The organism is Maribacter sp. ACAM166 (genome assembly GCF_005771495.1).
Lineage (GTDB): Bacteria > Bacteroidota > Bacteroidia > Flavobacteriales > Flavobacteriaceae > Maribacter.
Genome location: NZ_VAUW01000008.1, coordinates 1 through 12,154, shown reverse-complemented (window position 1 = coordinate 12,154; position 12,154 = coordinate 1). Strand labels below are relative to the sequence as shown.

Genomic DNA, 12,154 nt, shown 5'->3' with positions numbered 1-12,154 from the left:
TCTTTTAATGGGCACTCTTCTTTAGATATTCTCCAAAGTTTTCTTTAAATCGATTTAACCGAGGAATAGAAACGTTACGTATGTATGAATTAGTAGGATTATTTTTTTCATAATCTTGATGATAGGCCTCTGCCTTATAAAAAACGGTATAAGGGCTAACCTCTGTCGTTATTAGGGCGTCACCATATACATTTTGATCCGTAAGGGCTTGCATATATCCTTCAATTATTTTCTTTTGTTCGTCAGTTTTGTAAAAAGCAATTGAACGGTACTGTTTACCACGATCAGGACCTTGTCTATTTAATTGAGTAGGGTCATGTGAGCCAAAGAAAACTTGAACCAATTGGGTGAAAGAAATTTCATTTGGGTCATAATACACCTCAACCGCTTCGGCATGATCGGTATTTCCATACCCTACATCTTCGTACGTTGGATTTTTTTGTATTCCACCTGCATAGCCAGAAACTACTTCTTTAACGCCTTTTACACTTTCGAAAATAGCTTCTACACACCAAAAGCAGCCACTCGCAAAATATGCAGTTTCGTACCTGCTTAATTGTTGTGGACTTAGTTTAATTACTTCCTCGACCTCTTCATGCTCAGCTTCTATATGTTCAGCATTTTCTGATAGCGCATTTTTCTTGACTTTAGACTGGCAACTTGTAGCTAGCAATGTAGCACAGGCCAATAACGTTAGCTGTAATAGTCTCATAGTAATTTTCTTTTTGCAGTTTGTAGGTAATTTACAAAGACCTTACTTTTTAAAGGGTTAAAAAATGTTAACAACAACAAAGGATGATTTATTTTTGGATGATGAACAGACTACTTAACGATCTACATTCTATTTCTAAAAATGCCATTCCTATTTTAGATACTATCATTCCCATTCATACATATGTACCCTTAGATCTTTCTAAAGATAATGGAGAGTTAATAGGAATTAATATTACGGATTTTAGCATATGCCAGAATTACATTGATACCGTTTTAAAGCGAAAGCAGGGCATTGTTGCTTATGGAGGATATTTAGAAGAACGTAACCTTTATAATGATACGGAAAGTTTCACGGCTACTAGTAGCCCTATTAGAAACATTCATTTAGGAATTGATTTTTGGTGTGCTGCGGGAACGATAGTAAACGTACCCTTAAATGGAACGGTACATAGTTTCGACTATAATAATGTAGTTGGGGATTATGGTCCGACTATAATATTGAAACATGTTTTAGGTACTCATACCTTTTACACATTATATGGTCACTTGTCATTAGATTCTTTGGATGGATTATTCGTAGGTAAGGAATTCAAAGCTGGCGAAATAGTAGGTAGATTGGGCACACCAGATATTAATGTGAATTATGCCCCGCATTTACATTTTCAGATGATACGGAATTTAGAAGGTAACCAAGGTGATTACCCAGGGGTATGTGCCAAGGCTCAATTACCTTTCTATCGTAAAAACTGCCCAGACCCTAATCTGTTATTGAAGTTAGACTAAATCCAGCTCGATTAACGACACCTTTAATCGCTAAGGTGTTTTTTGCTGGTATGTCGTTTATCGACAAGATTTTGCACTTAAACGGAGTACGTGCAACGTAACGAGTAATACGTGTTTTTTGGCGATTCACGACCTAGTGAAACAAGGCCTGCTGCGTTATATAAGTGTAACAAAGCAAGTCATGAAAACAATAGCTACCATCATCTTTATCATCTTCTTAGGAATCACTGCTCAAGCACAAACAGCTACTAGCGATGTTAACGTTGAAACTATTGAAATGACTATTGTAACCGAATCAACATATGAGTTGAACCTTGAGACAAAAACGGAAGTTGCACGTTTATACAAATCAAAAAGTTCTAAAATAAAAAGAGAATTGAATTTCATCACCAAGGCTAACAAAGCTAAAATGGCATAATATTCAGTTATCAGTTTTAATTCTTGGTATTCAGTTCACAGTTACTATTTTAAGACTGAAAGTAATTTTTGATGCATTTAAGTTTCAATGTCAGTTCGAGTGCTTGATGTTCAAATTTTTTTTTGGAAATCAAGTGTATCGAGAACCTTAATTGATGACAAATCTATCTTAATGCCCTATAGTAATTGGAAAAGAACTTACCCACATCGATTATCGACACCTTTAATCGCTAAGGTGTTTTTTGCCGGTATGTCGTTTATCGACAAGATTTTACACTTAAACGGAGTACGTGCAACGTAACGAGTAATACGTGTTTTTTGGCGATTCACGACCTAGTGAAACAAGGCCTGCTGCGTTATATAAGTGTAACAAAGCAAGTCATGAAAACAATAGCCACCATCATCTTTATCATCTTCTTAGGAATCACTGCTCAAGCACAAACAGCTACTAGCGATGTTAACGTTGAAACTATTGAAATAACTATTGTAATCGAATCAACATATGAGTTGAACCTTGAGACAAAAACGGAAGTTGCACGTTTATACAAATCAAAAAGTTCTAAAATAAAAAGAGAGTTGAATTTCATTACCAAGGCTAACAAAGCTAAAATGGCTTAATATTCAGTTATTAGTTTTAATTCTTGGTATTCAGTTCACAGTTACTATTTAAGACTGAAAGCAATTTTTAATGATTTAAGATTCCAAGATAGTTCGAGTGCTTGATTTTCCATCCTTTAATTTTAAAGCCGCTATACTTCGGCAAGCTCAGCAGTATTATCGATAACATTTTTGAATACGAATACTTCTCGAATGAATTTTCTCGTACCTCAAAAATTCATTCGAAGTTAAAGGAAGCCATTTAAACGTACTGTCAGTTAGAGTACTTGATGTTTAAATTTTTCTTTTTGAAATCAAGTGTATTGAGAACCTTTCGGTTGCACTCCGGACAACCCTTTTGGTACACAAAATACTTCTCGATACTTTCCTTTTCGGTAGGCAGACTAAATTTAAAGTTCACTTCGGCAAAGCTCACCAGAACTATCTAGAACCTATTTGATAACTTATACTAGTAGCTATAATATATATTCAAGTATCAAAAGAACCTATATAGGGTGGCTAATTAAAAAACAGATCTATTTTGTAGGAAAGTGTTTACGGAGCCGATTAACAGTATTTTTATATCGATTATCGGTATATGTATTTGTAGGAAGAGGGACTACAAAAAATGGTGATACATCGAAAAGCTATCCTTTCATCGTAAAAAAAGTACATCTTGTCGAATGCGAAATACCCCATCCCACAAATTGGGGTTATCTACAAACCAAATTCACCTATGTATGCGTACCATTCTTTTTTTATTCCTTGTTATCTGTTTGGGAACTCAGTCCCAAGCCCAAGAAAAATTACTGGTTACCAAAGTACAAGCTATTGTTATGCCTTTGACGGAGAAAATAGAACAGTCTGAAACTAACCATCAAAGTTTCGAAACAGCGGCAAGATTTTTCAAAGTGAAAAATGCTAGGGTGAAAAGAGCCTTACTCTTTAAGTCAAGATCTAGAAGAATCCTTTTCGCTTAATTGACTTCCTCAACCTCGGCACCTGTAGTTACATCCGTCTCTATGGAGGGTAATACTACCGCTTCCAAAATTTCCCACACGTTATTAGTTACTATTTTTTGTCCCTCTGCGGTGGGGTGAATACCATCCTCCAAGTTTAATGTTGGTATGCCTGCAACACCTTCCAATAAAAAAGGTATTAAAAGAATTTTGTTCGATTCGGCCAAAACGGGATACATCTCTCTAAATTGAGTCGAATAATCAGCGCCCATATTTGGAGGTATTTGCATACCGGCAAGAATGATTTGAGTCTCCGGATTTTTTTCCTTCACCATATCAATCATGGTCTGCAGATTATTCATGGATTCTGAAATAGGTATACCCCTTAGTCCGTCATTGGCACCCAACTCCAAAACAAAAATATCTACGGGTTGATTCAATACCCAGTTTAACCGATTCAATCCGCCAGAAGTGGTTTCTCCGCTCAATCCGGAATTAATGACCCTATATTCTAATCCTAAAGAATCTAATCGTTGTTGTATCCTATTAGGAAAACCTTCCTTTGTATCTAAGCCATATGCGGCCGTAAGGCTATTGCCATAAAATAAGATGACCTTTTCATCGGTAGCTACGACCTCATTGTCTACAACTGTGGTAGTACTATTATTGGTTTCTTGATGCTTCTTTTCCTGATTTTCGCCGCAGCCTACAAGCAATAATGCACATAAAAAATAACGAAACTTTAATACTTTCAGCATAGCTTTATCTAATTAGAATCCAAATCATTTGCCTATTTTGTTCTCTTGTAGAAAATGATTTATGACAAAGATATTAAACGTTCACAACCTAAGGAAGACCTATACGAGCGGATCAAAAAATTTGACTGTACTCGACGATATTTCCTTTTCCATTGAGGCAGGCTCAAGTTTTGCCATTGTAGGACCTTCTGGTAGTGGAAAGACCACCTTATTGGGGCTTTGCGCTGGATTAGACCAAATAGATGAAGGCACCATAAGCCTTTGTGGAGAAGATGTAAGCACCTTGAACGAAGATCAGCGTGCGCTTCTTAGAAATGAAAAAGTAGGTTTTATTTTTCAGGATTTTCAATTGCTACCTACATTGACTGCTTTAGAAAACGTAAGTGTACCTCTAGAATTACAAGGAGCAAAAAATGCAGCCAAAGATGCGATGGACTTACTTGAAAAAGTAGGTCTTGGCAACCGGCATGATCATTATCCTTCTCAATTATCGGGTGGTGAACAGCAACGGGTCGCACTTGCAAGGGCATTTTCCAATAAACCTTCCATACTTTTCGCAGATGAACCTACAGGGAACTTGGATGAAGAAACCGGAGAAAAAGTAATCAAATTATTGTTCGATTTGAATAAAGAAATGGGGACAACATTGGTTATTGTGACCCATGATCTTGATTTGGCAAACTTAAACCAACATGTATTACGACTTAAAGGTGGTAAAATAGTAATCGATGAAACCATGGCGATATCTTGAGCGACCTACGACGAACTTCAAAAGCAGGCTTTAATTGGTTGGTGAAAATGGCTTGGCGCGATGGCAAGGCCAGCGGTAAACGCTTATTCTTGTTTATGGCCTCCATTATATTGGGTATTGCGGCAGTGGTATCCATTCAATCCTTCAGTGAAAACCTTAAAGAAAATATAGGATTACAATCCAAGGCCTTAATGGGTGCCGATTTTCTAATAGACAGTAATCAACCTGCCAATGAACGGGTAACTCAATTAATGGATTCTTTAGGTGGTGCCGATGCCCGGGAGGTCAACTTTGCCTCTATGGCAGCTTTTCCCAAGAACGGAGCTACCAAACTAGTACAGGTACGTGGCATAGAGGGGAGCTTTCCTTTTTATGGCGAACTAGAAACCGAACCCACTAGTGCTGCGAATGAATACCAAGAAAAGGGCGGTGCTTTAGTTGATGCTACCGCTATGTTACAGTACAACCTTAAAGCGGGCGATAGTGTAAAATTAGGTACAACAACCTTTCCAATTATTGGCTCGTTAATTACTGCTCCCGGTAGTACGGGTATTGGTGCTACTGCAGCACCACTGATTATTGTGCCATTTCGATTTATGGAAGAAAGCGGACTCCTGCAAAAAGGAAGCCGTTTAGGATATAACTATTATTTCAAGAATGCCAAGGTAGATTTAAAAGCGCTTAACAAACGAGTAGATCCTTTGTTGGATGCAGAAAATGCGGACATGGATACTCATACCGATACCAGTCAGCGATTGGGCAGGCGGTATGAAAATGTAGGCCGTTTTTTGAACTTGGTAGCATTCATCGCTTTGTTATTAGGCTGTGTTGGTATTGCGAGTTCAGTTCATATTTACATTAAAGAGAAATTAAAATCAGTTGCTGTACTCAAATGTTTGGGTGCTACCCGTAAACAAACTTTTTTGATTTATTTACTGCAAATTACCGGAATGGGCTTGTTGGGCGGATTCATTGGTACGATTATCGGATTGCTATTACAACAATCATTTCCGCTTATTTTACAAGAATTTCTACCGTTTCAAGTAGAGATTTCCACATCGTTTCAAGCAATTTTTGTCGGATTATTATTGGGCGTATGTATGTCTGTGTTATTTGCACTTTCGCCTCTGATAAATACGTGGTTCGTATCACCCTTACAAGTATTGCGCGTGCAAGAAGACACCGGTAAGAAATCACGCCCGTATCAAATATGGGTGGTAGTAGCGATTATATTATTTGTGTTCCTATTTGCATATTGGCTGTTGGGCAGGTGGGGATTTGCCGCAAGTTTTGTAGCGGGTATTTTGGTGACTTTCTCCATTCTAGCCGGAGTTTCCATTGTATTTATGCACTTGATTAAACGCTACTTTCCAAAATCGTGGAGTTTTCCTGCACGGCAGAGCTTGTTGAATTTATTCCGACCTAACAACCAAACGGTAGTATTAATATTGGCAATAGGTATTGGAACCTTTTTGATAAGCACCTTATATTTTACGAAGGACTTTCTACTCGCCAAGGCCTCTTTTGAATCGAGTACCGAAAGTCCCAATTTGATTCTTTTTGATGTGCAGACCGAACAACGCGATGCCGTAGAAGGGACAATCACACCAAAAGGATTATCGGTAATTGATAATATTCCTATTGTTACTATGCGATTAGAACGTATTAAAGACCGAAGTGTAAATGATATTCGATTAGATTCCACAACGCGAGTCAATAAATGGATTTTGAGCCACGAGTTTAGAACTACCTACCGAGACGCTATGATTGGGTCTGAAAAATTATTAGAAGGGGAATGGTTAGAACGTGTAGATCCAAACAACGAAGTTATTCCTATTTCGTTAGCAGATAATGTGGCTAATGATGCGCTTGTTACCGTTGGTGATACACTGCTGTTTAATGTACAAGGTAAATTGATGACCACTGTTGTGGGTAATATTCGACAGGTAGATTGGGCACGTATGCAGCTTAATTTTTCTGTTGTGTTTCCAAAAGGGGTATTGGAAAATGCGCCGCAGTTTCATGTGTTGACTACCAATGCGCCTGACAAAAAATCTTCAGCAAATCTACAACGAGAATTGGTTAGCAAGTTTCCGAATGTGTCCATCATAGATTTACGACAAGTGGTTACACTGGTTGAAAATATTCTCGATAAGATTTCATGGGTGATCACCTTTATGGCGTTTTTCAGTATTCTTACGGGGATTATTGTATTGATAGGCTCGGTACGAAATAGCAAATACCAACGTATTCGCGAAAGCGTATTATTAAGAACATTAGGAGCTCAAAGCAAACAAATTCTAAAAATAAATGCCTTGGAGTATTTATTTTTAGGAGTATTAGGCAGCGGGGTAGGCGTACTTCTTTCATTAGTAAGTAGTTTTTTGCTCGCCTATTTTATTTTTGACACGCCTTTTGTACCCTCATTAGTGCCATTTTTGGTCGTTTTGCCGGGTATAACATTGTTAGTGCTTTCTATAGGATTATTAAATAGTAAAGGAGTTTTAAATAGTCCGCCGTTACAGGTATTGCGAAAAGAGGGGAATTAGAAGTACTCTAATTTTTTGAATATTAGTGTATTTCAATTCTTACTTTATTAATTTGGAGTATTGTAAGTTGGATATCATCAATAAAATAATTCAATTGTTCTGTTTCATTTTGGGAAAATTGAGCAGAATTGAACTTGACAATTATTCAATTATGACTGAGTTTATCCATTATTTAAAAGTTGATTATCGAGTAGTAAGTTTGGGAATAATAATCAATGGTTTAAAAGATGCGATTGTTGTTTTATAAAATCAAATAGATTAAATTCATTGGTACGACGGAGTTTGGTTTATGGAAGAGAGCGAACCAATTTACGGTTTAGCATTTATAGCTTTTCAAAGCTATATTAATAGAAGTATAAAGGACTTTAAAGGTGATCTTGAAGACAAACAAAAATTATATAAATTAGAGCATATTAAAAGTAAATATTCAAAATCAACAATTGAATTGATAATTGGATTAGCAAATTATTCAAAATATAAGGAAGAAGGTATACCACATAAAGGGACAAAAGATATTTTAGACAGCTTTGAATTAAGTTATAAAAACATCAAACACCTCGACAAATCCCCGATTTTTCAAGGTTTAACAATAATGGATAAGGATTGGGATTTATTAAAAATAAAAGGAATTGTAATCGAATGGAGAGAATTGCTATGGACACAAGAAACTGAATTAAAAATAGAGCAAAGAAAAAGTACAATAACTCCTAAAATAATTCAATAGTTAATGCTTAATCAAAGGTTAGTACTATTCTGATTTAACTGCTGTAAATTTTCTCATACAAAACCGCATTATTGTTATACATAAAAGTTTCCTTTGATAATAATAATACCCAAACCAAAAATCACTGCAATGAAAAAAACAATTTTTATACTATCGTTAATTATCGCTTTAGTACTAACATCCTGTACTACCGAAAACAAACCCAAATACAAACTATCTGATCAAGCCATCTTGGTACACAATGGTACTATCATTAACGTCAAAAATGGCGATGTCTTAAAAGACAAGGCCATTCTTATTGATAGTGGTATGATAAAGTCCATTGGAAATTACGATGCCTTAAAATCTGGAGTAAATGTTAAACATCAGTTTGATGCTACAGGTAAATTCATTATCCCAGGCCTGTGGGATATGCATGTTCATATTGAAGGGGAAGACTTGGTTGAGGATAACTTGGCGTTGCTTCCCGTGTTTATTGCTTATGGCGTAACTACAGTTCGTGATATGGCAAGTGATTTAGGGGAACAGGTTCTTGCTTGGAGAGATGATATTGAACAAGATAAAATTCTAGGGCCTCAACTATTTACTGCGGGTAGAAAACTAGAAGGTATCAATTCTATCTGGAAACGAGATTTAGAAATAGCCAATGAAGAAGAATTGGCGCAGATGCTAGATAAACTTGAATACTATAACGTTGATTTGGTCAAAATTACTGAGAATACGTTACCAGGCCCGTTATTTTTAAAGAGTGTACAAGAAGCTAAAAAGCGAGGCTTTATGGTGTCGGGCCACATTCCAATAGACCTTACCATTCAGGAAGTAGTGGATGAAGGTTTTACAAGTATAGAGCATGCCAGTTATCTATTACGATTAGGGAGTGATGAACAAAGTATTGTAGAGAAGTTGAAATCTGGTGAGATTACAAAAGCGCAAGCAAATGAATTGTATACGGCTAATTTTAATCAAGATATTGCAAATCGAGCGTACCAAAAATTAGGCAAAACTGGTATTGCCATTACCCCGACATTGATTGGAGGAAAGCAACTTGCCTATTTAGATGAAGACAATCATGAAAATGATGCGTTTTCAAACTATTTGACCAATCGTTTTACGGCAAATTATCAATGGAGAATTGGTAGAATGGCAAACGATACACCCGAGGACAAGCAGGCACGTAAAGATCGTTATGAATTGATAGCAAAACAACTACCCTATATTCAAAAAGCAGGTATTAAAATATTGGCAGGTAGCGATGCTGCTGCATTAAATACCTATGTGTATCCTGCGCAATCGCTTCATGAAGAATTAGTGTTGTTTCAAGAAGCTGGGTTGACTCCGCTCCAAATCTTGCAAAGTGCCACCATAAACGGGGCAGAATTAATGGGAACTTTGAGTACAATGGCCACTATTGAACCAGAAAAGCAAGCAGATTTGGTGATTTTGAGCAGTAATCCACTATTGGATATTAAGGCAACTCAAGATATTTATGCTGTTATCAATGACGGAGAATATTTTGATAGAGCCGAATTAGATGCGATGCTACAAATTGCCAAGAACAGAAAAATTCAACTCGATAAGGAACGAGATTAAGTTAATTGTCTAAATTTTCTTAAAGTGTGTTTGCGAATAAAGTCTATTTGAATTTATTTGATTTGAGGAAAATACAGCAATCAAAATCAAGATGTATCCCTAAAAATTTGTTACGATTTATGTCTCTTTGATTTGTAATCTAGGTACCTTAACGAACACGTAATCAAAATATTAATTATGAATAATTACCTGAAATTTTTAGTAATCGTACTATTTATTGGTTGTGGGAACGACAAAAAAACAACCACAGAAGTAGTTGAAGTTGACCAAACAACGATTGCCAATCATATTAAACGTTTAGCCTCAGATGAATTTCTTGGAAGAAAACCATTTACAGAGGGTGAGGTAATCACAGTAAACTATTTAAAAGACGAGTTTGAAAAACTAGGCCTTTCACCAGGTAATGAAGACAGCTATTTTCAAGATGTTCCGATGGTTGAAATTACAGGAACGCCTTCTAAACATATGGTAATTTCCGGAAAAAAGGGAAGTTTCAATTTAGACTATTTAAAAGATTTTGTGGCCACAACAAACAAAGCAGAAACAGAGGTTAGCCTTAAAAGTTCTGAACTTGTTTTTGCAGGGTATGGAATAGTTGCTCCAGAATATGGATGGAATGATTATGAAGGTGTCGATTGGAAAGGTAAAACCGCTGTAGTCTTAATTAATGACCCAGGTTTTAAATCTGGGGATTCAACGTTATTCAAAGGAAATGAAATGACCTATTATGGACGTTGGACATATAAGTACGAAGAAGCTGCAAGACAGGGTGCTGACGGACTTCTAATTATTCATGATACGGAACCAGCTTCTTATGGTTGGAATGTAATTGAATCAGGTTGGACGGGTGCTCGATTAACAATTGAAAGTGATTTACCGCTTTTAAATGTTGAATCTTGGATAAGTGGTGAGAGCGCAAATAAACTATTTGATGCTTCTGCTATGAAAGGTCAAGATTTTAAAACTATAGCCAGGGATAAAAACTTTGAACCAATTCCATTAGATGTAAAAGTTTCTGTGGAAATTAAAAACAATATCAAAAAAGACGTCTCTAAAAATGTGGTAGCAACGATACCCGGTACAACCAGAAAAGATGAATTTATTATTTACTCAGCACATTGGGACCATTTTGGTATCGGTAAAGCAATTAAAGGTGATTCAATATATAATGGTTCTGTAGATAATGCTTCCGGAACTGCGGGCTTATTGGCTATCGCAGAAGCGTTCAAGAAAAGTGGTGCATCTGAACGGTCTATCGTATTTATAGCCCTTACAGGAGAAGAGCAAGGTTTACTAGGTTCAGCATATTACGCTGAAAATCCAATTTTTAATCCTAAGAAAACAGTAGCAAACATTAATATCGATGCGCTAGATAGTCCTGGGAAAATGAAAGATCTAACCATTACTGGTTATGGCCAATCTGAAATGGATGAATATGCCGAAGAAGCGGCTATTAAACAAAACAGGTATATAATCCCAGATCCAGTAGCTGAAAAGGGATATTTCTTTAGATCAGATCATTTTAATTTTGCGAAAATTGGTATTCCTGCCTTGTATGCAAGTGGCGCTTATGAAGGGTTTGATATAAGTATTGATGAGGTAAAAAAACATAATGATTATTATAATGCCAATACATACCATCAACCTTCAGATGAATACAATTCTGAAACAACTGAATTAAGTGGAGTGCAATTAGATTTACAACTGTTTTATGATGTTGGATTGAAATTATCTAATGAAGCTAATTTTCCAAAATGGTATGACGGTAGCGAATTCAGAGCTGCAAGAAAGTAATTAAATTAGTATTCGAATTATGGCTGAGTTCAACCCATAAGTGCAACACACTTATTTTTTAGGACTTCAATTGGGTTATTATAATTAAACTTTCTAATAGGTCTGTAATTTAATAATCTTTCTACTTCCTTTATTCTTTTTTCAGTAATGTTTCTCAGGTCCGTTTTCTTAGGAAAAAACCTTCTGATGACGCCTATTCTATTTTCAACGGTACCCTTGTCCTGAGAAGTATATGGTCTGGTGAAATAGGTTTTCGCCTTTAGATCTTTGGCGATTTTACGATGATACGCAAATTCTTTTCCGTTGTCAAAGGTTATGGTCTTGATCCAAGATGAACTGAAGTTTGTGAGCCTCTCGTTCATTTTGTCATATACTTCATCCGCATTTTTACTTGTAAGTTTCTCTATCATTGTTACAAGCGTTGCTCGATCGGTCATGACCAATAAGGCCGATTTATGGTTGCTTCCTATCATTAGGTCAACTTCTATATCCCCTATTCTTTTTCGTTGATCTACCAC

12 protein-coding genes are annotated in these 12,154 nt (G+C 36.3%); 9 read left to right on the top strand and 3 right to left on the bottom strand.

The window, feature by feature from the left end; all coding sequences use genetic code 11:
• Nucleotides 1-4: 4 nt before the first annotated feature.
• A complete protein-coding gene (gene msrA, locus ES765_RS07770; RefSeq protein WP_138112921.1) occupies nt 5-712 on the bottom strand; it encodes a peptide-methionine (S)-S-oxide reductase MsrA in 708 nt (235 codons plus the stop codon).
• 98 nt (nt 713-810) lie between these two features.
• Between msrA and ES765_RS07765 the strand changes: the two genes are divergently transcribed.
• The 4 genes from ES765_RS07765 to ES765_RS07750 all read left to right on the top strand — a co-directional run bounded on the left by ES765_RS07765 (nt 811) and on the right by ES765_RS07750 (nt 3,491).
• The gene (locus ES765_RS07765; RefSeq protein WP_317131402.1) at nt 811-1,497 is read left to right on the top strand and encodes a peptidoglycan DD-metalloendopeptidase family protein; all 687 of its coding nucleotides are present in this window, start codon (nt 811-813) and stop codon (nt 1,495-1,497) included.
• Between the two features lie 181 nt (nt 1,498-1,678).
• Nucleotides 1,679-1,915, top strand: a complete 237-nt coding sequence (locus ES765_RS07760; protein WP_138112919.1) for a hypothetical protein — start codon at nt 1,679-1,681, stop codon at nt 1,913-1,915.
• Nucleotides 1,916-2,295: 380 nt separating this feature from the next.
• Nucleotides 2,296-2,532 (top strand): hypothetical protein, encoded by a 237-nt coding sequence (locus ES765_RS07755; RefSeq protein ID WP_138112917.1) that lies wholly within the window; start codon nt 2,296-2,298, stop codon nt 2,530-2,532.
• A gap of 719 nt (nt 2,533-3,251) precedes the next feature.
• A complete protein-coding gene (locus tag ES765_RS07750; RefSeq protein WP_138112915.1) occupies nt 3,252-3,491 on the top strand; it encodes a hypothetical protein in 240 nt (79 codons plus the stop codon).
• On the opposite strand, the gene ES765_RS07745 is transcribed toward ES765_RS07750, so the two are convergent.
• Nucleotides 3,488-4,228, bottom strand: coding sequence for an arylesterase (locus tag ES765_RS07745; RefSeq protein ID WP_138112913.1), 741 nt, complete (start codon nt 4,226-4,228; stop codon nt 3,488-3,490). The genes ES765_RS07750 and ES765_RS07745 overlap by 4 nt on opposite strands.
• Nucleotides 4,229-4,289: 61 nt before the next feature.
• Between ES765_RS07745 and ES765_RS07740 the strand changes: the two genes are divergently transcribed.
• The 5 genes from ES765_RS07740 (at nt 4,290) to ES765_RS07720 (ending at nt 11,636) form a co-directional block, all read left to right on the top strand.
• Nucleotides 4,290-4,979, top strand: coding sequence for an ABC transporter ATP-binding protein (locus ES765_RS07740; RefSeq protein ID WP_138112911.1), 690 nt, complete (start codon nt 4,290-4,292; stop codon nt 4,977-4,979).
• A gap of 47 nt (nt 4,980-5,026) precedes the next feature.
• On the top strand, nt 5,027-7,528 hold the full coding sequence (locus tag ES765_RS07735) for an ABC transporter permease (protein ID WP_138113180.1): 2,502 nt from the start codon (nt 5,027-5,029) through the stop codon (nt 7,526-7,528).
• 289 nt (nt 7,529-7,817) lie between these two features.
• The gene (locus tag ES765_RS07730; RefSeq protein WP_138112909.1) at nt 7,818-8,252 is read left to right on the top strand and encodes a hypothetical protein; all 435 of its coding nucleotides are present in this window, start codon (nt 7,818-7,820) and stop codon (nt 8,250-8,252) included.
• Between the two features lie 129 nt (nt 8,253-8,381).
• Nucleotides 8,382-9,842, top strand: coding sequence for an amidohydrolase family protein (locus tag ES765_RS07725; protein WP_138112907.1), 1,461 nt, complete (start codon nt 8,382-8,384; stop codon nt 9,840-9,842).
• A 177-nt stretch (nt 9,843-10,019) separates the two neighbouring features.
• Nucleotides 10,020-11,636, top strand: a complete 1,617-nt coding sequence (locus ES765_RS07720; RefSeq protein ID WP_171017257.1) for a M28 family metallopeptidase — start codon at nt 10,020-10,022, stop codon at nt 11,634-11,636.
• Between the two features lie 29 nt (nt 11,637-11,665).
• Here the strand turns inward: ES765_RS07720 and ES765_RS07715 are convergent.
• A partial coding sequence (locus ES765_RS07715; RefSeq protein ID WP_171017256.1) for an IS30 family transposase occupies nt 11,666-12,154 on the bottom strand: 489 nt, incomplete at its 5' end.

What these genes read in the sequence shown, in the direction of transcription:
- ES765_RS07755 (WP_138112917.1), top strand. Translation starts at nt 2,296, where the DNA reads ATGAAAACAATAGCCACCATCATCTTTATCATCTTCTTAGGAATCACT.
- ES765_RS07725 (WP_138112907.1), top strand. Translation starts at nt 8,382, where the DNA reads ATGAAAAAAACAATTTTTATACTATCGTTAATTATCGCTTTAGTACTA.
- ES765_RS07760 (WP_138112919.1), top strand. Translation starts at nt 1,679, where the DNA reads ATGAAAACAATAGCTACCATCATCTTTATCATCTTCTTAGGAATCACT.
- ES765_RS07720 (WP_171017257.1), top strand. Translation starts at nt 10,020, where the DNA reads ATGAATAATTACCTGAAATTTTTAGTAATCGTACTATTTATTGGTTGT.
- ES765_RS07735 (WP_138113180.1), top strand. Translation starts at nt 5,027, where the DNA reads ATGGCTTGGCGCGATGGCAAGGCCAGCGGTAAACGCTTATTCTTGTTT.
- ES765_RS07765 (WP_317131402.1), top strand. Translation starts at nt 811, where the DNA reads ATGATGAACAGACTACTTAACGATCTACATTCTATTTCTAAAAATGCC.
- ES765_RS07740 (WP_138112911.1), top strand. Translation starts at nt 4,290, where the DNA reads ATGACAAAGATATTAAACGTTCACAACCTAAGGAAGACCTATACGAGC.
- ES765_RS07745 (WP_138112913.1), bottom strand. Translation starts at nt 4,228, where the DNA reads ATGCTGAAAGTATTAAAGTTTCGTTATTTTTTATGTGCATTATTGCTT.
- ES765_RS07750 (WP_138112915.1), top strand. Translation starts at nt 3,252, where the DNA reads ATGCGTACCATTCTTTTTTTATTCCTTGTTATCTGTTTGGGAACTCAG.
- msrA (WP_138112921.1), bottom strand. Translation starts at nt 712, where the DNA reads ATGAGACTATTACAGCTAACGTTATTGGCCTGTGCTACATTGCTAGCT.
- ES765_RS07730 (WP_138112909.1), top strand. Translation starts at nt 7,818, where the DNA reads ATGGAAGAGAGCGAACCAATTTACGGTTTAGCATTTATAGCTTTTCAA.